This is a genomic window from Paenibacillus pinistramenti, from assembly GCF_005869875.1.
GTDB classification, from domain to species: Bacteria; Bacillota; Bacilli; order Paenibacillales; family Paenibacillaceae; genus Fontibacillus; species Fontibacillus pinistramenti.
In genome coordinates this window covers 26,826-45,662 of record NZ_VAWG01000023.1, presented here as the reverse complement: position 1 = coordinate 45,662, position 18,837 = coordinate 26,826, and the positions used below count along the sequence as shown (strand labels likewise).

20 protein-coding genes, 7 tRNA genes and 1 rRNA gene are annotated in these 18,837 nt (G+C 49.5%); 20 read left to right on the top strand and 8 right to left on the bottom strand.

The window, feature by feature from the left end; all coding sequences use genetic code 11:
• Window positions 1-9: 9 nt before the first annotated feature.
• From rrf to FCN15_RS17680, 8 genes are all read left to right on the top strand, one after another.
• Window positions 10-126, top strand: a 5S ribosomal RNA gene (rrf, locus tag FCN15_RS17715).
• A gap of 37 nt (window positions 127-163) precedes the next feature.
• Window positions 164-240, top strand: a tRNA-Ile gene (locus FCN15_RS17710).
• Between the two features lie 96 nt (window positions 241-336).
• Window positions 337-412 (top strand) — tRNA-Ala (locus tag FCN15_RS17705).
• A gap of 14 nt (window positions 413-426) precedes the next feature.
• Window positions 427-500 (top strand) — tRNA-Met (locus tag FCN15_RS17700).
• Window positions 501-512: 12 nt separating this feature from the next.
• Window positions 513-588, top strand: a tRNA-His gene (locus FCN15_RS17695).
• Between the two features lie 12 nt (window positions 589-600).
• Window positions 601-675 (top strand) — tRNA-Gln (locus FCN15_RS17690).
• 69 nt (window positions 676-744) lie between these two features.
• Window positions 745-817: transfer RNA gene (locus FCN15_RS17685), tRNA-Lys, on the top strand.
• A gap of 14 nt (window positions 818-831) precedes the next feature.
• Window positions 832-906: transfer RNA gene (locus FCN15_RS17680), tRNA-Gly, on the top strand.
• 149 nt (window positions 907-1,055) lie between these two features.
• On the opposite strand, the gene FCN15_RS17675 is transcribed toward FCN15_RS17680, so the two are convergent.
• Window positions 1,056-2,129 carry a permease gene (locus tag FCN15_RS17675; RefSeq protein ID WP_138496304.1) on the bottom strand — a complete coding sequence of 358 codons (1,074 nt, stop codon included), beginning with the start codon at window positions 2,127-2,129 and terminating at the stop codon, window positions 1,056-1,058.
• Window positions 2,130-2,293: 164 nt separating this feature from the next.
• On the opposite strand from FCN15_RS17675, the gene selD reads away from it, so the two are divergent.
• On the top strand, window positions 2,294-3,343 hold the full coding sequence (selD, locus tag FCN15_RS17670; RefSeq protein WP_138496303.1) for a selenide, water dikinase SelD: 1,050 nt from the start codon (window positions 2,294-2,296) through the stop codon (window positions 3,341-3,343).
• 25 nt (window positions 3,344-3,368) lie between these two features.
• On the top strand, window positions 3,369-4,403 hold the full coding sequence (gene mnmH / locus FCN15_RS17665; protein ID WP_138496302.1) for a tRNA 2-selenouridine(34) synthase MnmH: 1,035 nt from the start codon (window positions 3,369-3,371) through the stop codon (window positions 4,401-4,403).
• A gap of 116 nt (window positions 4,404-4,519) precedes the next feature.
• Here mnmH and FCN15_RS17660 read toward each other — a convergent pair whose 3' ends face one another.
• Window positions 4,520-6,217: a M3 family oligoendopeptidase gene (locus tag FCN15_RS17660; RefSeq protein ID WP_138496301.1), complete on the bottom strand. Its 1,698-nt coding sequence runs from the start codon at window positions 6,215-6,217 to the stop codon at window positions 4,520-4,522.
• Window positions 6,218-6,528: 311 nt separating this feature from the next.
• Between FCN15_RS17660 and FCN15_RS17655 the strand changes: the two genes are divergently transcribed.
• Window positions 6,529-7,092 carry a DUF420 domain-containing protein gene (locus FCN15_RS17655; protein WP_138496300.1) on the top strand — a complete coding sequence of 188 codons (564 nt, stop codon included), beginning with the start codon at window positions 6,529-6,531 and terminating at the stop codon, window positions 7,090-7,092.
• A gap of 81 nt (window positions 7,093-7,173) precedes the next feature.
• Here the strand turns inward: FCN15_RS17655 and FCN15_RS17650 are convergent, their stop codons facing one another.
• From FCN15_RS17650 to FCN15_RS17640, 3 genes are read right to left on the bottom strand one after another with little or no spacing between them, the layout of a single operon-like run.
• Complete coding sequence (locus FCN15_RS17650; protein ID WP_138496299.1) at window positions 7,174-7,893, bottom strand: 3-ketoacyl-ACP reductase; 720 nt, start codon at window positions 7,891-7,893, stop codon at window positions 7,174-7,176.
• Between the two features lie 13 nt (window positions 7,894-7,906).
• Window positions 7,907-8,755 (bottom strand): DegV family protein, encoded by an 849-nt coding sequence (locus FCN15_RS17645; RefSeq protein WP_138496298.1) that lies wholly within the window; start codon window positions 8,753-8,755, stop codon window positions 7,907-7,909.
• Window positions 8,756-8,806: 51 nt separating this feature from the next.
• Window positions 8,807-9,238, bottom strand: coding sequence for a hypothetical protein (locus FCN15_RS17640; RefSeq protein ID WP_138496297.1), 432 nt, complete (start codon window positions 9,236-9,238; stop codon window positions 8,807-8,809).
• Window positions 9,239-9,414: 176 nt separating this feature from the next.
• On the opposite strand from FCN15_RS17640, the gene FCN15_RS17635 reads away from it, so the two are divergent.
• Window positions 9,415-9,795, top strand: coding sequence for a DUF423 domain-containing protein (locus FCN15_RS17635; RefSeq protein ID WP_138496296.1), 381 nt, complete (start codon window positions 9,415-9,417; stop codon window positions 9,793-9,795).
• Window positions 9,796-9,853: 58 nt separating this feature from the next.
• Here FCN15_RS17635 and FCN15_RS17630 read toward each other — a convergent pair whose 3' ends face one another.
• On the bottom strand, window positions 9,854-10,342 hold the full coding sequence (locus tag FCN15_RS17630) for a hypothetical protein (protein ID WP_238996738.1): 489 nt from the start codon (window positions 10,340-10,342) through the stop codon (window positions 9,854-9,856).
• 318 nt (window positions 10,343-10,660) lie between these two features.
• Here FCN15_RS17630 and FCN15_RS17625 point away from each other — a divergent pair, with 318 nt between their 5' ends.
• From FCN15_RS17625 to FCN15_RS17590, 8 genes are all read left to right on the top strand, one after another.
• Window positions 10,661-11,134: a Dps family protein gene (locus tag FCN15_RS17625; protein ID WP_138496294.1), complete on the top strand. Its 474-nt coding sequence runs from the start codon at window positions 10,661-10,663 to the stop codon at window positions 11,132-11,134.
• 21 nt (window positions 11,135-11,155) lie between these two features.
• Window positions 11,156-11,740 carry a DUF1802 family protein gene (locus tag FCN15_RS17620; RefSeq protein WP_138496293.1) on the top strand — a complete coding sequence of 195 codons (585 nt, stop codon included), beginning with the start codon at window positions 11,156-11,158 and terminating at the stop codon, window positions 11,738-11,740.
• Window positions 11,741-11,986: 246 nt separating this feature from the next.
• On the top strand, window positions 11,987-12,775 hold the full coding sequence (gene sufC / locus FCN15_RS17615) for a Fe-S cluster assembly ATPase SufC (protein WP_138496292.1): 789 nt from the start codon (window positions 11,987-11,989) through the stop codon (window positions 12,773-12,775).
• 20 nt (window positions 12,776-12,795) lie between these two features.
• The gene (gene sufD / locus FCN15_RS17610) at window positions 12,796-14,094 is read left to right on the top strand and encodes a Fe-S cluster assembly protein SufD (protein ID WP_138496291.1); all 1,299 of its coding nucleotides are present in this window, start codon (window positions 12,796-12,798) and stop codon (window positions 14,092-14,094) included.
• Window positions 14,091-15,305 (top strand): cysteine desulfurase, encoded by a 1,215-nt coding sequence (locus tag FCN15_RS17605; RefSeq protein ID WP_138496290.1) that lies wholly within the window; start codon window positions 14,091-14,093, stop codon window positions 15,303-15,305. Before sufD ends, FCN15_RS17605 begins: the two co-directional genes overlap by 4 nt.
• The gene (gene sufU / locus FCN15_RS17600; RefSeq protein ID WP_138496289.1) at window positions 15,305-15,718 is read left to right on the top strand and encodes a Fe-S cluster assembly sulfur transfer protein SufU; all 414 of its coding nucleotides are present in this window, start codon (window positions 15,305-15,307) and stop codon (window positions 15,716-15,718) included. Before FCN15_RS17605 ends, sufU begins: the two co-directional genes overlap by 1 nt.
• A gap of 13 nt (window positions 15,719-15,731) precedes the next feature.
• Complete coding sequence (sufB, locus tag FCN15_RS17595) at window positions 15,732-17,129, top strand: Fe-S cluster assembly protein SufB (protein WP_138496288.1); 1,398 nt, start codon at window positions 15,732-15,734, stop codon at window positions 17,127-17,129.
• A gap of 223 nt (window positions 17,130-17,352) precedes the next feature.
• Window positions 17,353-17,787 carry a hypothetical protein gene (locus FCN15_RS17590; RefSeq protein WP_162515396.1) on the top strand — a complete coding sequence of 145 codons (435 nt, stop codon included), beginning with the start codon at window positions 17,353-17,355 and terminating at the stop codon, window positions 17,785-17,787.
• Between the two features lie 76 nt (window positions 17,788-17,863).
• Here FCN15_RS17590 and FCN15_RS17585 read toward each other — a convergent pair whose 3' ends face one another.
• A complete protein-coding gene (locus FCN15_RS17585) occupies window positions 17,864-18,349 on the bottom strand; it encodes an ImmA/IrrE family metallo-endopeptidase (RefSeq protein ID WP_138496286.1) in 486 nt (161 codons plus the stop codon).
• Window positions 18,350-18,364: 15 nt separating this feature from the next.
• Window positions 18,365-18,805: a helix-turn-helix domain-containing protein gene (locus FCN15_RS17580; RefSeq protein WP_138496285.1), complete on the bottom strand. Its 441-nt coding sequence runs from the start codon at window positions 18,803-18,805 to the stop codon at window positions 18,365-18,367.
• Window positions 18,806-18,837 lie beyond the last annotated feature (32 nt).

Sequence of the window (18,837 nt, the reverse complement as noted above, 5' to 3'; positions counted from 1 at the left end):
AAAATCATGTTTGGTGGCGATGGCGGAGGGGTTCCACACGTACCCATCCCGAACACGACCGTTAAGCCCTCCAGCGCCGATGGTACTTGGACCGCAGGGTCCTGGGAGAGTAGGACGCCGCCAAGCAGACCCTTTTGGGGATATTTAATGAGAACTGAAATTCGGGCCCTTAGCTCAGCTGGTTAGAGCGCACCCCTGATAAGGGTGAGGTCGGTGGTTCGAGTCCACTAGGGCCCACCATTCCTAACACTCATAAGTTGAGTTTGTATGCATGGGTATCCGAGAATTAATCGGAATTGACCTCGGAGCAGCACTTCACTTTTTGGGGTACATTATGGGGCCATAGCTCAGCTGGGAGAGCGCCTGCCTTGCAAGCAGGAGGTCAGCGGTTCGATCCCGCTTGGCTCCACCATATTTTAACACTGACGCGGGGTGGAGCAGCCCGGTAGCTCGTCGGGCTCATAACCCGAAGGCCGCAGGTTCAAATCCTGCCCCCGCAATTGATTACTATGGCGGTCGTGGCGAAGGGGTTAACGCACCGGATTGTGGCTCCGGCATTCGTGGGTTCAAGTCCCATCGATCGCCCCATATTTTCACTAATGGGGATTAGCCAAGCGGTAAGGCAACGGACTTTGACTCCGTCACGCATAGGTTCGAATCCTATATCCCCAGCCAACTTTACTTAAAAAGTGAAGTTGAGCTTTGATGAGAACTCCGAGTACTTTCCGGGGACCCCATCTATGTGAGCCATTAGCTCAGTTGGTAGAGCACCTGACTTTTAATCAGGGTGTCGAAGGTTCGAGTCCTTCATGGCTCATCTTTATACATAATGCGGACGTGGCTCAGCGGTAGAGCATCGCCTTGCCAAGGCGAGGGTCGCGGGTTCGATTCCCGTCGTCCGCTCCAATTAAAGATTACAAGCGCTTGCGGATTTCGCGGCGTTTTTTTTTATTTATAGCTGACGGATTAATCAGCAGCTATCCGGTAATAAATTAACCCCCTCTGCTCATTATTGAAGTAGAGGGGGTTAATGGCCTGCAAGTAATCTGATTAGATTAAATAATCAGCATAGCACTCAATCCGCAAAGGATGCCAAGCACGACAACGGCCGAGGCGACGAAGGCGAGCACTTTTTTCGGATAGGAACGAGAGATCATAAGCAGGGACGGCAGGCTTACTGCCGGTAAGGTCAGCAGCAGTGCACCGGCCGGGCCGGCACCAAGGCCAAACGACATAAACGACTGAATGATCGGGATTTCTGCAGCCGTTGGAATGACAAACAGCATACCGGCAATAGCGAATCCGATGACCGCCAGCAAATGATTGCCTTCACTCAAGCCAATATGCGGGAACAGCCACGCCCGGGCGGCGCCCAGAATAAACACAAACAGCAGATAAGCGGGCACGATGCTCAGCAGCATGCTGCCGACACTTTTTAACCAGCGGACCAGAAAAGGGCCTTCCTCCTGCTTAACGGCTTCCTCGGTCGTTTCCAGCACTTCTTCCGGGATATTGCTTGTACCGGCAAAGCGGTTTGCAAAATAGCTGACTCCAAAAGTAAGCACGATACCGAAGACTAATCGCAGAAGCGTAAATTTCCAGGACAATACGAAAGTCATGAAGATAAGCGTTGCCGGATTAAGTGTCGGATTGCCGAGCCAAAAGGCAAGGCTGGAGCCAACGGATACGTTCTTCTTGCGCAGGCCGACTGCAATCGGGGCCGCACAGCAGGTGCACATCATAGCCGGAAGGGAAGCGATCCCGCCGAGTGCGGTGCTTTTAAAGCTGGCTTTCCCCAAAACCTTAAGCAGCCACTGAGCAGGAATCAGCACTTGTACGAGCGAACCGAGCAGGATGCCCAGGACAGCGGCTTTCCAGACGGATTTGAAATACGCTTTGGCATAGTCAACAGCTGCTGACCAGGAAGGGTCCGGCGCTGTATCGGCATTGCCGCTTAGGATCGAGGAGCCGATGGAATGCTCGGTGGCGGCTTTAAATGCTTTTTCGTAATAGGGCCACCATTTGACATAACTAAGCCCAGCTGCAGCAATCAGAATAAACAGGACGACGAATATAACAGCTTTATAATTCCGCTGAGGAGCGGGTGAAGAACCAGTTAAATGCGGCATAAATGTTGTTACCTCCGATTATCATGATGAAATAGCGTCAATATAATAGTATAGCATATTTAGCAATATTTTTACCTTGAAATTATTAGTGGTATACTGTTTGAGAAGTAATCCTTACGGAGTAAATAAAACCAACCTAAGAAGCTGAAAGGCGGATGATTGAAATGTCCGAGCAACAACCAATAAAATTAACCTCTTTATCCTCAAAGGGAGGCTGCGGCTGTAAAATAGGTCCGGCAGATTTGGCCCAAGTGCTGCGCAACCTGCCGCCTGCGGCCCCTAATCCTGATCTGCTTGTCGGGCTGGACACAAGTGATGATGCCGGTGTATACAAGCTGACGGATGAATTGGCGTTAGTGCAGACCGTTGATTTTTTCACACCGATTGTGGATGATCCATACGATTTTGGGCAGGTAGCAGCGGCCAATGCCATTAGTGATATTTATGCCATGGGCGGCAAACCGCTGACTGCCCTTAATATTGTAGCTTTCCCGATTCACACGCTCGATAAGTCGGTATTGACGGAAATCCTGAAGGGGGCCGGGGACAAGCTGAAGGAAGCGGGCGTAACGCTGGTCGGCGGTCATTCCATTGACGATAAAGAGCCCAAGTTTGGCTTAGCTGTTACTGGACTTGTCCATCCATCACGCGTGCGGACGAACGCAGGGGCAAAGCCGGGTGACCAGCTGATTCTAACCAAACCGATTGGTGTGGGCATTCTGACGACTTCCATTAAGAAGGATCAGCTCAGTCCGGAGGAAGTGTCCCGGGTAACTTCTGTTATGACTACGCTGAACAAAACAGCGGCTGAAGTTATGGAAAGCTACGACGTGCATGCCTGCACGGATGTAACCGGCTTTGGACTGCTGGGACATGCCTCTGAAATGGCAAAAGGAAGTCAGACGGGAATCGTGATCTACAAGGATAAAGTACCGTTTCTGCCGCGTGTGCGCGAGCTGGCTGAGGCCGGTTTTGTTCCTGGAGGCACCAAAAATAATTATGGCCATTTGGAAGGCTCTGTCACATTCCCGCAGGAGCTGGACCAAATCGGTCAGTGGATGCTGTGTGACGCCGTAACCTCCGGCGGGCTGCTCATCTCGGTAGATGGCGCAGAGGCCCCTCAATTGCTGGACAAGCTCGTAGCAGCTGGGGTAGAAGCGGCCTTGATTGGTGAAGTGATTTCAGAGCATCCGGGTCATATTGTCGTAAAGTAACATAGCAAGCAGGGAGCGGATAACAGTGTTTACAGATATAACGGTCGAAGAGCTTCTTGCGAAGCAAAAACAGAACGGAATCACCATAATCGATGTAAGGTCTCCGTCGGAATATGAGGAAGCAACGATTCCCGGAAGCCTCAATATCCCTTTCTTTAACGATGAAGAACGGGCAGAGATCGGGACGCTGTACAAGCAGGTAAGTGTGGATACGGCCAAAAAGCGGGGCCTTGCGATTATCTCCGCCAAACTGCCTTCTTTTATTGAACAGTTTCAGGAGGTGCAGGGGGATAAGGCGGTCTTTTGCTGGCGCGGAGGAATGCGAAGCCGTACAACTGCAACGCTGCTGTCCTTGATGGATGTTCACGTTCAGCGCTTGAGCGGCGGCTTTCGTTCTTACCGGAAATGGGTGGTAGACGAGCTAAGCCGGTTTGAAGTGAAGCCCAAAGCTGTCGTCTTAAACGGCTATACCGGAACAGGAAAAACGTACATGCTCCGTGCACTTCAAGCCGAGCAGTATCCGGTGTTGGATTTGGAACGGATGGCAGGACACAGGGGCTCTGTCTTCGGCCAGGTGGGACTCACGGCACACAACCAGAAAATCTTTGATTCTCTGTTATTAAAGGCATTGCTTGAGGTGCAGGATCGTCCTTATATGCTGATGGAAGCGGAGAGCAAACGGATTGGCAAAGTGGTCATGCCGGAATTTCTGGTTGCAAGCAAGGAGCAGGGGATCCAGCTGTGGATCGATCTGCCGATGCAGGAACGGGTCCGGCAAATTATTAATGACTACGAACCGGATAAACATCAGGAAACTTGTCTTGCGGCCTTCCGGAGAATTAAAGAACGGATACACACGCCGATCGCCAAACAAATCGAAGCGGATTTGCTGGCCGGACGTTTTGAAGAGGCCGTGGAGCAGCTGCTGGTGCATTATTACGACCCTCGTTATGAACATACCGCCAGAGAAATTGCGGAGAAGGATCGGATTGTCATTCATGCAGAGCATGTGGATGAAGCACTAGAACAGGTGAAGCAGGTTCTTAAACAGTATTCATGAATGAGCTGGTGTTAAAAATAGCCAGACAAAGAAGAGGCTCCTGCCGCGGCAGAAGCCTCTTCTTGTTGGTTAAAATGTTCAGCAGCAATACGCTCGTGCGTGCTGCAGATAACCTTTTACAGCGCTTTGTCGTCAATGCTGTCCAGCCAGCCTTCAATCTCACCGATTACGGACTGGATGGAGCCGTCCTCAAATGGAGACTTCAGTCCGGCCAGCTCGACCAGCTTCAGGAAGGATTGGCTGCCGCCTGCCTGGCAAAGCGTCAAATAGTCTTTCCAGGCGGATGCAAAATCCTCTCTTGAACGCTTCCAGAACTGGAAGGCGCAAAGCTGGGCAAGCGTATAGTCGATATAATAGAACGGCGTACTGTAGATGTGGCCTTGTTTCTGCCAGAAGCCGCCCTGCTCGAGATACGCGTTCCCGTCATAATCGCGGTGCGGCAGGTATTTCTTCTCAATGTCCCGCCATGCCTGTTTGCGTTCTGCAGGAGTCGCTTCCGGATTGCTGTAGACAAAATGCTGGAATTCATCTACTGAAACGCCGTAAGGAATAAACTGCAGGCATTCGGCCAGGTGATTAAAGCGGTATTTGTCTGCCTCTTCTTCAAAAAACAGATCCATCCACGGCCAGGTGAAGAATTCCATACTCATCGAATGGATTTCAGCAGCTTCGTAAGTCGGGAAGGCATATTCAGGCACAGTCAGGCTGCGGCTTTCATACGCCTGGAACGCGTGGCCTACCTCATGCGTCAATACATCGATATCCCCGGAAGTGCCGTTAAAGTTGGAGAAAATGAACGGCGCTTTGTATTCACTGAAATAGGTGCAATAGCCGCCGCCCTGTTTGCCTTTTTTGCTCACAAGGTCCATCAGCTCGCTCTCGAGCATAAAGGTAAAGAACTCATCGATCTCAGGAGAGAGCTCTTTATACATTTTCGCTCCATTGGCCACGATCCAATCGGGATCGCCCTTCGGCTTAGCGTTGCCGGATTTAAAGCTGAAGCCTTCGTCATAGAATTTCAGCTGTTCGATCCCAAGTCGAGCTGTCTGGCGCTTCTTCAGCTTTTGTGCTGCAGGGACGATAGATTCCAATACTTGTTTCCTGAAGTTTGCCACCATGTCCGCGTTGTAGTCGGTACGCATCATGCGGTCATAGCCCAGTCCGACAAAGTTGTCGTAGCCAAGCTTCTTGGCCATACGTGTACGAACCTTGACCAGATCGTCATAAATGCGGTCAAGCTCGGCGCCATGCTCGGCCATGAAGCCGTAGCGGGCATCGGAGGCGCGTTTGCGAACATCCCGGTCAGTAGACAGCTCGAAAGGAGTCAGCTGAGGCAGGGTTCGTTCTTCGCCTTCGAAGGGGATTTTGGCAGAGGCGATCAGCTGTGCGTATTCGGTCGTTAGTTTATTCTCCTGCTGCAAATCCCCGATAATCTCAGGATTGAAGGTGCGGAGGGAGACCTCAGCCAGCTTGAACAGCTGCGAGCCCCATTCCTCTTCAAGAGCCGTCCGGTTCTTGGAGCCAACAATCGCCCGGTAGTAGTCGGTTATGTATTCCTGAATGACAGGTCCGATTTCATCCATGTAGTCCTGTTCCGCTTTGTAGTAGGCATCGGTAGTGTCGATGGAGTGCCGCACGCTTACCAGCTGCTGCATCGTTTCGAATTCGCTGCGCAGTTTGTTAATGGCTGAAACGGCTGCACGTTCTTCGTCGAGTGTGGAAGCGGTGGTTAACTGCTGAACGAGGGTGGACAACTGCTGCTTGAGCTGATCGGCGTCAGGACGTTCATAACGGTACTCGCTAAATTTTAACATAAATCCAACAACACCCTTTCTATTCAAATGTAGCTCTTATTATAACAAACGCTGGTCAATATTAGGTAAGACAGAATCGTTTTCATGTGATTTTTCTCAAATTTAGGGAGATGTTGGTCAAATAAAGGTCAAATTGAACAAACCGGCGTTTAGCTGCTGATTAGAAGTCCTATAATAAGTTATAGGGCCTAGAAATAAAAGCGGCTGGTCAAGCCTTTTATTTGAAAAGTCGCTGTTTTGTCACTTAACAAGATAATTGGTAGAGATATATAATTGACAGAAACAAGAACCTGAATAGGAGTAAATCGAACATGAACAGTAAACCCGATTCTTCCAGTTATTCGCCGAAAAGCTCCAAGAATTTCACCGGGCTGATCATCACCGTATCGATTGTAGCCAACATTATTATTTTGCTGTTGTTCTTCTCGCCTCTGGGCTATGAAGGGGCCGTCAATTTTGATATTACGATCTTTCCCCGGCTGAACGCAATTTTTAACAGCTTCACGTTTATTTTTCTGCTTGCGGCTTTGGTTGCAATTATGAAAAAGAACATCCGCGTGCATAAAGTGTTTATTCTGCTCGCTTTCACGACAACACTGCTGTTTCTCTTCTCGTATCTGACGTTTCACTATATTTCACCGGATACAGCCAAATATGGCGGACAAGGCATTATCCGCCCGATCTATTTCTTCATTCTGATCACGCACAGCTTCCTTGCAGCCATCGTGGTGCCTCTGGCATTGTTTGCGCTGGTATGGGGCTGGACGATGCAGGTGACCAAACATAAGAAAATCGTCCGCTGGACGATGCCGATCTGGCTGTATGTGAGCTTGACCGGCGTCATTGTCTATTTGATGATGGCTCCGTATTATTGAGCGCAAAAAGAAAGAAGCAGCAGAGCTCCTTCCATCGGGAAGAGCTTCTGCTGCTTTTGCTTTTCATTCTGATCTGCAGCCTTACTGCGGATTTGTCGTCAGAAGTCCAGCTGTTTTTAAAGTCACTCTGGCCGGCAGCCTTAGTGCGCTTACGACAACCTGCGCGACATCTTCCGGCTGCATCATGCGGTCTTCGTCGCCGATCGGCAGTCCGGCATTCACTGCAAGCTCAGTATTCACTGTGCTTGGATTCAGTGCCGTCACCCGGATATTTGATTTGCGCACCTCATGCATCAAGGCTTCGGTCATGCCCAGCAGCGCAAACTTGGAAGCGCAGTAGGCGGAGCCGGTTGCAAATCCGCGTTCGCCGGCCGTTGAGGCGATATTCAGGATGTCGCCGCTCTTCTGTTTCAGCAGTGAAGGAAGAACGGCGCGGGTCATATAATAGGTTCCCATCAGATTAACCTGAATCATCCGTTCCCACTCGGCGGGCTCCATATCCAGCAAAGTGCCGAATTTGGCAATTCCGGCATTATTAATCAGAATATCGATCGAGCCAAGCTCCAGCTCAATTGCAGCGACTGCGGCTTCTGCCTGGTGGCGCTCGGAAATATCTGCAGCACTGCAGACCACTTGAATGTCGTATGTAGAGAGGAGCTCTTTCTGGAGCTTATTGAGATCATCAGCACTGCGGGAGATGAGTCCCAGATGGACTCCTTCGGCTGCCAGGGCAAATGCGATTGCCCGGCCGATTCCTTTGCTGGCTCCGGTGACAATGGCTTTTTTCTTCATTAATGTCATCTGTATGTCCTCCTTATTTCTTCAAATAAATAATTCCAATCGTCTTGGGTCCGCAGTGGCTGGAAATTACGCACCCGGCTTCGGTAAGCAGGATCTCATCAGGGTTAACCTTCTCTTTAATGGTATCCCTGAGCTTCAAAGCATCCTCTTTGGCCATGGTTTCGGTAATAAAGATTGTTCCATGATCCATGTTGTCTTTGTTTGCAAGCGCGTTTGAAACCATCTGCTCAAACGCCTTCTCACGGCTGCCGCGGACTTTGTAAGCCGGAGTCATTTTGCCGTCAATCACCTTAATGACCGGGCGGATCTTGAGCAGACTGGCCATAATATTTTGCATGCCGGAGCAGCGTCCGCCCTTATGCAGATAATCAAGGGAATCGATCACGAACTCCGTATCCACCTTCGGCCGGATTTCGGCAAGCATCTTCAGAATCTGCTCTACGCTTTGGCCGGCTTGTGCTGCACGGGCTGCTTTAAGCACCTGAATGCCGATACCCGTTGTCAGGTTGAGTGAATCAAAGACGTTCACTATACCAGATTCAAACTCTTCTGCGGCAAGCAGCGCATTCTGATAAGTGGACGAAAGCTCGGAGGATAAGCTGATGTAGATGATCTGATCGCCTTTCTCTACAAACGGCGTAAAAGCCTTGATAAAATCATTCGGTGATGGAGCTGAGGTCAGAGGAAGCTTGCCTGTTTCCGCTACCTTTGCGTATAGCGTGGCAGGGGTAAGATCAATGCCGTCCCGGTAAGTATCCGGCTCGAAAGTAACATATAAAGGAACGATGCCGATCTCGTATTGCTTAATTAAGTCTGCCGACAGATCGCAGGTACTGTCCGCGAAAATTTTGATAGATGTCATGTAACTCACCTTTCGGGTGTAAATTCAAATTCTTGCTGATTTATCTCAAGGCTAAAGTGTGCCCTGCGCAGCAATGCCGATAATTGCCAATACGATGAGCAGCAGAAACGGCAGCAGGCTGAACACCAATCCGAGAATGGCAAATACTTTTTTGCGGTTCTTGATCGCCAGGCCTATAATTGCAGTAATCACTCCAGCCAAATTGATAAGACCAGCAATCATAAAACCGTAGACGCCTAAGACAAAAAGCTGCTGCTGCATAAGTATCTCTTCATCAATGGTTTCTGTTCCGATCCGCCAAAATGTGGCAACGATTAAGGACATACAAACGATGTAACCGATTATTGCCGCGACAGCCAGAACAAAAGAGGCGATGCCGGGTCCGGAATGTTTGACTTTCGGCCGTTGATTCTGGTGCTCTTCTGGATGGAGGGGGAAAGATGAAGAAACATTTTCTCTCTCCTGGTTTGCTTCAAAATCCATAGGGCAGTCTCCTTTGGTCATAAAGTCTTTTTCTTGTTCATTTTTCAATATTATGGGGGAAAAAGCAAGCCGCTTTTAAGGCAATCCGTTGAACAGCATAGTAAGTCCTCGAATGATCATGTAAAATGAACTAGTTGAAGAGATAAAAACAGAAATTAAAATGAAGGGGTGACAAGATGTCTCGAAAATATGTGGCGATCGGCGCCATTTGCGGTTTGCTGTCCGTAGCGATCGGGGCGTTCGGGGCCCATGCTTTAAAGAGCGTATTGGACGATGATGCCCGGAGCGTCTATGAAACAGGCGTACAATACCAGATGTATCATTCTTTGGCTTTGCTGCTTGTCGGGATACTGTCTCATCTGTGGGGGGAATCAGGCCGCCTGCGCTGGGCCGCCCGGCTGTTTCTTGCCGGCATCATTCTCTTTTCCGGGAGCTTGTACGTCCTCAGCATTACTGGAGTCAGCGTACTTGGGGCGATTACCCCGCTTGGCGGAGCAGCTTTCCTGTCTGCTTGGATCTTAATTGCCGTAACTGCACTGCGGCGCGGAAAAAATTAAAAAACGGACACCCCTTTGCGTGAAGGGATGTCCGTCTTTGCTGCAGCTGAGCGGTAAACTACGCATCAAGAATGTCGATAATCTCGCTCAGTTTGTAGGTGTAAACCTGCTTCTCGTCTACATGGTACACGTTAATCAGCTCTTCCTTCGGCAGATAGTTTAATATCCGGCAAGGAATGCTGTGTCTCCCTTTTGGAGTCTCAATCATAACTCGTACCAAACGGTTGCTGGTAATCAGGCTTTGAATCCATTCACTGACCGGGTTGCCCTTGGAATCGGTCAAGTGTTCACTTTTCTCAATCTTCTTGGTTACAGAACCGCCGGATGGCTGTTTGCCGACTGATGAGGCCATAGCTTGCCGTTTGGCAGCAAGCGCAGCGTCGATAATATGACCAAGCTCAATGCCTGACTTTACCCGGTAATCGGCTACTTCGGCCTGGTGACTGTTCAGCATTTGGAGGAGAAGCTGAAGTGCATGCCCGTTAGTAGGGCTCTTCACAAGAATATCCACATTAAACAAAAAACCGTTCTCTTCCTTTTCTCTCATGGGTGCTGTCCTCCGCATTGCCTAAAATTACGTTATTCCGCATCAGAAAACTGACGGTAGACTAATGATACCATCAAACCATTCATAAACCTAGTACAAAAGTACTGTAAATTTTGAGATAATTTTCAGGGAAAATAGGATCAAAAACACCCCTGAATAGGAACTCCAATTTGTGGACAGCAAGGGATAAGCCGGCCGGGTTGCTTTGTTTCGCAGTAAGCGGCTTAGGGTAAATGATAGGCAGGATGGAAACATCAATTTCAGCTGAAACTAAGCTTGTTTCTTACAACTAATTATAGGGAAGGGCAGGGATTAATAATGGCAAAAGCAGACTCCAAATCGAAGGAATCCACAAAGAGCAAGGCGCTTCATCAGGTTTTGAACGAGCAGGTCGCGAACCTGAATGTATTGTATGTGAAGATCCATAATTTCCACTGGTATGTGAAGGGCGAGAACTTTTTTACTCTGCATGTAAAATTTGAAGAGCTCTATAATGAGATGACTTTGAAGATGGACGAGATCGCGGAGCGTCTGCTGACATTAAAGGGCTCCCCTTCCGCAACCATGCGCGAGTACCTTGAAATCGCAACGATTCAGGAAGCCACCGGCAAGGAAGACCAGCGCGCTATGGTGCAGACGCTGATCGAAGATTTTGCCACATTGACTGAGTCCTTCCAGGAAGGCATTGATTTGGCTGAAGAAGCCGAGGATGTGGCCACAGCGGATCTCCTCACAGGCTTTAAAGGGGAAATCGAGAAACATATGTGGATGCTTCGTTCTTATCTGGGTTAAATATAGAAGGAGTTGGTCGGGGTGGAAGAGAAGGCTGTCGCTTTAAAAGAATGGGCTTCTGCGATAAGGGCTCTGCTGGAGGGGAATCAGATCATTCTTCTCCGGAAAGGAGGAATTCGCGAGGAAACCCGTCATTTCGAGACGAAAAGCGATTCCTTCTACCTTTATCCCACTTATGAGCATCAGCGCAGAGAGCTTCTTAAACCGGAAGTGAGACATTATTTGGATGAATCTTTGCAGGAAGCGGAGTCTCCGGCTGCCGGCGCCGGGCAGACTGCAATCAAGGCGTGGGCCGAGGTGGCAGATGACCTGCTGGTGCACTCCGAAGAACAATTGTCCCGGCTGTATGGTTTTCACATGTGGACGGAATACTTTGCAGAAGAGCGGCTCCGCTGGAAAAAGAGCGACCCCCTGCATGTACTCCTGCTTCGGGTTTACCGCTTGAACAATCCAATTCTTGTACCTTCGCTGCCTGAATACGGCGGCTGCAAATCCTGGATTGAACTGCAAAGTCTTGCTCCTCCGGATTCCAGGGACCTGACACCGGTACTTTCCGCTTCGGAATTTGCTCAAAAGGCGCGTGTGCTGCACAGGGCGCTCCGCTAATAAGCTAAGGCTTGGCCATGTTATCGGCCAAGCCTTGTTTGCTGCTTACGGTCACCGCCTAAGCCGCGTTGATTCTATCTATCTATTGCGTTAAAATGTAGTGAGAATCAATTGAGAATCATTTTTCTTAGAATGATTCTAATTTGATATTGATTATGGTATGATAAAAGTCATAACAGGGAGACGTCCCTGTCAAAATAACGTACAACCATAAAAGTTTGTAAATAGATGGAGGGAGTCTCTAATATGTCCACGAAGTTTGTCATCGAAGAGTTGAAAGCAGCAATTGAAGGTAAGGAAATTCTGAAAGGCATCAATCTCGAAATCAAAGGCGGAGAAATCCACGCGATTATGGGACCGAACGGTACGGGCAAAAGTACGCTCGCATCCGCGCTGATGGGCCATCCGAAATATGAAGTGACTGACGGAAGCGTAACGCTGGACGGCGAAGATCTGCTTGAAATGGCTGTTGATGAGCGTGCCCGTGCAGGCTTGTTCCTAGCTATGCAGTATCCGAGTGAAATCGCGGGTGTTACCAACTCCGACTTCCTGCGCAGTGCAATGAATGCCCGCCGCGGTGAAGGCAATGAAATTTCCCTGATCAAATTTATCCGCCAGATGGAGAGCAAAATGAAGGAGCTTGAAATGAATCCTGAGTTTGCTCATCGTTACCTGAACGAAGGCTTCTCCGGCGGGGAGAAGAAGCGGAACGAAATTTTGCAGATGATGGTGCTGGACCCGAAAATTGTCGTACTCGACGAGATTGACTCCGGTTTGGACATCGACGCCCTGCGCATCGTTGCTGAAGGCGTGAATTCCATGCGCAGCGAAGAAAGAGGCTTCCTTGTTATTACTCACTATCAGCGTCTGCTGAATTACATTAAACCTGACTTTGTCCATGTGATGATGCAGGGCCGCATCGTTAAATCCGGCGGACCTGAGCTGGCTGAGCGTCTGGAGAAAGACGGTTACGACTGGATCAAAGAAGAGCTTGGCATCGTTGATGAAACTGTTGGCCAAGAGCAGGAAGCCTAAGAAACGGAGGAGGAGACAGTATGACAACACTAACCGTTCTTCCCGTGGAGGCTTCGGCTTTGAACGCATTTTCCGAGCAGAGCAGCGAGCCGGCGTGGCTCGCAGAACGCAGACTTAAAGCCCTTGAGCTGGCTGGGCAGCTGGAACTGCCAAGACTGGAGAAGATGAAGCTTGAACGCTGGAATCTTCAAAACTTCGGATCACCAGCAGCGGCTGGACAAACTGGCGGGGAATTGCCTGAGAACGTCCTCGCGCTTGTAGATTCTTCCAAAAGCGAATCGCTGGTCGTTCAGCGTAACAACGGTACGGTAATCAGCCGTCTATCTGCTGAGCTTGCAGCAAAGGGCGTTATTTTTACCGATTTGCAGACAGCGGCTAAAGAACATGGCGATCTCGTGCAGCAATACCTTTCCACTGTTGTGCCGGCTGAAGAGAACCAATTGACAGCTCTGCACAATGCCGTGTGGAACGGCGGGGTCTTCCTGTACGTGCCTCGCAACGTTGAGGTTGAAGTGCCGCTTCAAGCGCTGTTCCTAGTTGATGATGCGAAAGCCACATTTGCACCGCACGTGCTGGTTGTAGCAGATACGAACAGCCGGGTGACGTACGTCGACAACTACCTTTCCGGTGAACTGGACAGCGAGCTGGTTCATACAGGAATCGTTGAGGTTGTCGTCAAAGCAGGTGCGAAGGTACAGTATGCAACCGTTCATCATCTGAGCGGCCGAGTGACAGACCTTACTTACCGCCGTGCTGTAGTTGATAACGATGGAAGCATTGAGTGGATCGTCGGCGAAATGAATAACGGTGATTCGATGAGCGATACAAACAGTATCCTGAAAGGAAACGGTTCTCTCTCTGATGCGAAAGTCATCGCAGTTGGCTCCGGCTCTCAGCGTCTGAATTTCTCCACCAGAGCGACTCACTTCGGCAAGAGTTCCGAGAGCCAGATGATTACTCGTGCAGTTATGCGCGAAGAAGCTACGGCGATCATCAACGGTATTACCAAAATCGAACACGGCGCTACCAAAGCCAATGGTGAGCAAACAGAGAAAGTACTGATGCTCAGCCCGAAAGCCCGCGGTGACGCGAACCCGATTCTCCTGATTGATGAAGATGACGTTAAAGCGGGTCATGCCGCATCCGTCGGCCAGGTTAATCTAGAGCAAATTTATTACCTGATGTCCAGAGGGATTTCCCGTGAGCAGGCGGAACGTTTGATCATATACGGTTTCCTGGCTCCTGTCGTTTCCGATATTCCGCTTGAGCAGCTCCAAAACCAATTGCAGGCTCTTGTGGAAAGGAAGCTGGGGCAATGAATTCCAAAGCACTGAAAGAACAATTTCCTATTTTGAACCAAGAGATAAACGGGCATCCGCTCGTTTATCTTGATAATGCGGCAACTTCACAGAAACCTAAAGCCGTTATTGATGCGGTGAAGCAGTATTATGAGTGGGAGAACTCGAATGTTCACCGCGGAGTGCATACGCTTGGCAGCCGTGCAACAGAAGCTTATGAAGGTGCCCGTGAGAAGGTTGCTCGCTTCCTTCATGCGGAGGATGCCAGCCAGATTATTTTTACCCGTGGGACGACAACGGCCTTAAATCTTGTAGCTTCTTCCTACGGCCCGGCTCATGTGGGAATTGGCGACGAAATCGTCATCACGGAGATGGAGCATCACAGCAATCTGATTCCATGGCAGCAGCTTGCGATCCGGACCGGTGCGACGCTGAAATATATTCCGATGCAGCCTGACGGTCATATTGAGCTTGCGGATGTGGAAGCGACAATTACCCCTAAGACGAAAATCGTTGCGATTAACTACGTATCAAACGTGCTTGGGGTCGTTAATCCGGTTAAGGAAATTGCCGCGATTGCTCACCGCAATGGTGGTATAATTGTTATAGACGGCGCGCAAAGCACGCCACATATGAAGATTGATGTGCAGGAGCTGGACTGCGACTTTTATGCTTTTTCCGGACACAAGATGTGTGCTCCTACCGGAATCGGCGCATTATATGGCAAGAAAGAGCTTTTGGAAGGCATGGAGCCGATTGAGTTTGGCGGCGAAATGATCAATGATGTCGGTTTGTACGAATCCACCTGGAAGGAACTCCCTTGGAAGTTTGAAGGAGGCACTCCAATCATTGCGGGGGCTGTGGGTCTTGGGGCAGCCATAGATTTTCTGGAAGGCATCGGTATGGAGGCTGTAGCTGAGCATGAACGCAAGCTTGCGAACTACGCGATGGAACGCCTTGCCGGAATTGAAGGATTGACGCTGTACGGTCCAAAGAAACGCGAGGTTGGACTGATCACGTTTAATCTTGAGGATGTCCACCCGCACGATGTGGCTACAGTGCTCGACTCCTACGGTATTGCGGTCCGTGCAGGCCATCATTGCTGTCAGCCGCTGATGCGCTGGCTTAAAGCAACTGCAACAGCGAGAGCAAGCTTCTATCTGTATAATACGGAAGAAGATATTGACCGCCTTGTGGATGGCTTAATCCAAACAAAGGAGTATTTTGGATAATGCAATTAGACGATCTTTACCGTCGCGTCATTATGGATCACTATAAGAATCCGCGCAACCGCGGAACCTTCGGAGACGATGCGGTGACCGTGAACCTGAACAATCCAACCTGCGGTGACCGAATTTCGCTCCAGCTCATTATCGAAGACGGTGTCGTGAAGGATGCCCGTTATACGGGGGAAGGCTGCTCGATCAGCATGTCTTCTGCATCCATGATGACTGATGCTGTTAAAGGAAAAACGGTAGGCGAGGCTTTGGATCTGGCCGATCGTTTCTCCAAGATGATGAAGGGCGGAGACGCCGAATTCGATGATTACGAAGATATTGAAGCCTTGTCTGGTGTTAATAAATTTCCGGCCCGCATCAAATGTGCAACGCTGGCTTGGAACGCTCTGAAGAAGGGCATCGAATAAGGAGGGAATACCCATGGCCAAAAAAGCGCCTGAAATGGAAGAGTACAAATATGGTTTCCGTGACGAGCATAAAGCGGTTTTCCAAACTGGTAAAGGGCTGACTCCTGAGATCGTTACTGAAATTTCACGGATCAAGAACGAACCAGAATGGATGCTGGAATATCGCCTTAAAGCGCTCAAACAGTTTGAGAAAATGCCGCTGCCAAATTGGGGCGGAGACTTAAGCGAGCTGGACTTCAACGATATCCAGTATTATGTAAGACCGTCCGAGAAGCAGGGCAAAACGTGGGAAGAGGTTCCGGCCGAAATCAAAGAAACCTTTGATAAGCTGGGAATTCCGGAAGCCGAGCAGAAATTCCTTGCGGGTGTATCCGCCCAGTATGAATCCGAGGTTGTATACCACAACATGCAGGAGGATCTGGAGAAGCAGGGCGTTATCTTCATGGATACGGACACTGCGCTCCGTGAGCATCCGGAAATTCTCCGCGAGTATTTCGGTACGATTATTCCTCCAGCAGATAACAAGTTTGCTGCTTTGAACAGTGCGGTATGGTCCGGCGGCAGCTTCATCTATGTGCCAAAAGGCGTGAAATGCGAAGTGCCTCTGCAGGCTTACTTCCGCATCAATTCCGAGAACATGGGACAATTCGAGCGTACCTTGATTATCGCCGACGAAGACAGCTTTGTGCATTACGTAGAAGGGTGTACAGCTCCAATCTACAGCACAAACTCTTTGCACAGTGCGGTAGTTGAGATTATCGTGAAAAAGAATGCCCGCGTTCGCTATACAACGATCCAGAACTGGGCGCCAAACATTTACAACCTGGTTACAAAACGTGCGGTTGCTGAAGAGAATGCCAACATGGAGTGGGTTGACGGCAACATCGGCTCCAAGCTGACCATGAAGTATCCAGCAGTTATTCTGAAAGGCCGCGGGGCAAAGGGCAGCGTATTGTCCATTGCTGTAGCCGGCAAGAACCAGCACCAGGATGCCGGTGCGAAAATGATCCACCTGGCTCCGGACACAACCTCCACGATCGTGTCGAAGTCGATCTCCAAGCATGGCGGTAAAGTATCGTACCGCGGTCTGGCCTCCTTCGGCCGTCAAGCGGAAGGTGCAAAATCCAACATCAAATGTGACACGCTGATTCTGGATAACGAGTCTACTTCCGATACGATTCCTTATAACGAAATCATGAACGATAACGTTACACTGGAACACGAAGCGACCGTATCCAAAGTATCCGAAGACCAGCTCTTCTACCTGATGAGCCGCGGTTTAACGGAAGCGGAAGCAACACAAATGATCGTAATGGGCTTTATCGAGCCATTTACGAAAGAGCTTCCGATGGAATATGCGGTTGAGATGAACCGTCTGATCAAGTTCGAGATGGAAGGAAGTATCGGTTAAGCCTTATTTCCTTAGGGAGAAGGGCAAAACACCATATTGCCTCTAATCTGAAAATACGTGTTTGCGCGAGTAAGGCCTCAGGGGTTTTTATCGCGCGGACGCGTATTTTTTTGTGGCTATAAATCGTTAAAAACATATGAAATGTAAATAAAATGCAGCTGTTTTGGACATTCTTTCTTGTGGAGGGATGCCGTTGGGAATATGGTTTGGTTATCTAAGTTTCATGGTTACTATTCTGTTCATTATTGCAATGCCAAAACATTTAACGGTTAAGGAAATATATATTACCTGGGGCTGGATGTCGACACTCACTCTTCTTACGGATCTCGTATTTGGATTAGTACTGGATATGTATGACTTCGTGGATCCTAAAGTTACCTTTGCTGATCTTACTCTGGAGGCTGTGCTCCCGCCATCTTACGGCATCATTATTGCAAACTTTATCCCAGAGAAGCGCTCCAGATTCATCTGGTACCTGCTGGGGGTTGCCGTAGCCGCAATGTTCTATGAATGGCTGTCTGTGTTAGCCGGCTATTTGGTTTATAAAGAGTGGAAGCTGTGGTATTCAATCCCGGTATATATCTTAGGCACAATGTTCTTGCGATGGCATCTCAAATGCATTAGGAGCAGCTCCAGGCATGGATCATTTGTTCCTTAAGAGCGGCTCCCTGTTTGTCCAATTGGCAGCAGGGAGTTTTATTGTTAAAGGCTGCGCCTTAGTCATTGAACTAAAGTCAGCAGCCCCAAAATGACTGGTCATCCATGCAGAAAGCAGACCAGCTGCTCTTCCCGTCCGGCTGTTCACCAGCGAAATAGGGGTGCACCCATTCGGGGATCCCGCAGCGGAGCAGAAAAAACTTGGCTGTTTCACCAGGCTCCGGTTTGGCTTGGCCGATCAGCAGTTTGATGGCAAAACGGTTCGCTTCCTGCTCGATCCGATCGACAGATATCAGCGTATTCCTGCGCAGAAAAGGCGTGTTGAGTTTGGCATGCAGCAGACAGTGCCCAAGCTCATGCGCGGCTGTGAAGGTCCGCTCGAACTCGTTCAGGTCTTCATTGATATGAATGATAGGGATCCGGTAAGCATTGCTGAAATATCCCCAAATATGTTTGCCCAGCTGCTCGTACAGAACCAATATATTCCGGTGTTCCGCAATGGCAAAGGGATTGTTGGTTCCGCAGGTCCTAATTAGCTTTGTTATGAGACGTTCTTCGTCCATAGGGTCCCCCCGGTATTATTTCCGGTATTTGTCCGGTGTAAATTTCTTCTTCGCCATGTATTTGGACAACCGGAGCGTGTTCTCCAGGGAAGCTCTCAAGGCTTCACGATCCTCGTCATCTTCAAGCGGTTCGCCAAAGTATGCTAATGGCACATCGCTCTCCAGTTCATCCAACATTTTCTGCAGCCGCACAGCAATATCCTTCTCCTCTTTAGGCGTCAAAGCAAAAGCATCCACAGAGCCCGGAACGGTAGGATCGTCCGTTTTGCCAAGCAGATAGTCGGCTTTGGTTCTCAAAATATCAGCAATTTTATCAAGATCGGAGCTGGAGGGAACCACACGGCCATTCTCAATATGGCCAAAATTGGATCTCCCCATGTTAAGCTGCTGGGCGATATCCAGCTGAGTCAGGCCGAGCTGCTTGCGGCGCTCGCGTATTCTTTCACCAAGGGACATAGACAAGGCCTCCAAATCAATAATGAACATAA

Coding starts and splice junctions, on each gene's coding strand:
- FCN15_RS17605 (WP_138496290.1), top strand. CDS start 14,091: ATGAATTCCAAAGCACTGAAAGAACAATTTCCTATTTTGAACCAAGAG.
- FCN15_RS17650 (WP_138496299.1), bottom strand. CDS start 7,893: ATGACATTAATGAAGAAAAAAGCCATTGTCACCGGAGCCAGCAAAGGA.
- FCN15_RS17640 (WP_138496297.1), bottom strand. CDS start 9,238: ATGGATTTTGAAGCAAACCAGGAGAGAGAAAATGTTTCTTCATCTTTC.
- FCN15_RS17675 (WP_138496304.1), bottom strand. CDS start 2,129: ATGCCGCATTTAACTGGTTCTTCACCCGCTCCTCAGCGGAATTATAAA.
- FCN15_RS17655 (WP_138496300.1), top strand. CDS start 6,529: ATGAACAGTAAACCCGATTCTTCCAGTTATTCGCCGAAAAGCTCCAAG.
- FCN15_RS17645 (WP_138496298.1), bottom strand. CDS start 8,755: ATGACATCTATCAAAATTTTCGCGGACAGTACCTGCGATCTGTCGGCA.
- FCN15_RS17580 (WP_138496285.1), bottom strand. CDS start 18,805: ATGTCCCTTGGTGAAAGAATACGCGAGCGCCGCAAGCAGCTCGGCCTG.
- FCN15_RS17590 (WP_162515396.1), top strand. CDS start 17,353: ATGGTTACTATTCTGTTCATTATTGCAATGCCAAAACATTTAACGGTT.
- sufD (WP_138496291.1), top strand. CDS start 12,796: ATGACAACACTAACCGTTCTTCCCGTGGAGGCTTCGGCTTTGAACGCA.
- FCN15_RS17635 (WP_138496296.1), top strand. CDS start 9,415: ATGTCTCGAAAATATGTGGCGATCGGCGCCATTTGCGGTTTGCTGTCC.
- FCN15_RS17625 (WP_138496294.1), top strand. CDS start 10,661: ATGGCAAAAGCAGACTCCAAATCGAAGGAATCCACAAAGAGCAAGGCG.
- sufC (WP_138496292.1), top strand. CDS start 11,987: ATGTCCACGAAGTTTGTCATCGAAGAGTTGAAAGCAGCAATTGAAGGT.
- selD (WP_138496303.1), top strand. CDS start 2,294: ATGTCCGAGCAACAACCAATAAAATTAACCTCTTTATCCTCAAAGGGA.
- FCN15_RS17585 (WP_138496286.1), bottom strand. CDS start 18,349: ATGGACGAAGAACGTCTCATAACAAAGCTAATTAGGACCTGCGGAACC.
- FCN15_RS17660 (WP_138496301.1), bottom strand. CDS start 6,217: ATGTTAAAATTTAGCGAGTACCGTTATGAACGTCCTGACGCCGATCAG.
- sufB (WP_138496288.1), top strand. CDS start 15,732: ATGGCCAAAAAAGCGCCTGAAATGGAAGAGTACAAATATGGTTTCCGT.
- FCN15_RS17630 (WP_238996738.1), bottom strand. CDS start 10,342: ATGAGAGAAAAGGAAGAGAACGGTTTTTTGTTTAATGTGGATATTCTT.
- sufU (WP_138496289.1), top strand. CDS start 15,305: ATGCAATTAGACGATCTTTACCGTCGCGTCATTATGGATCACTATAAG.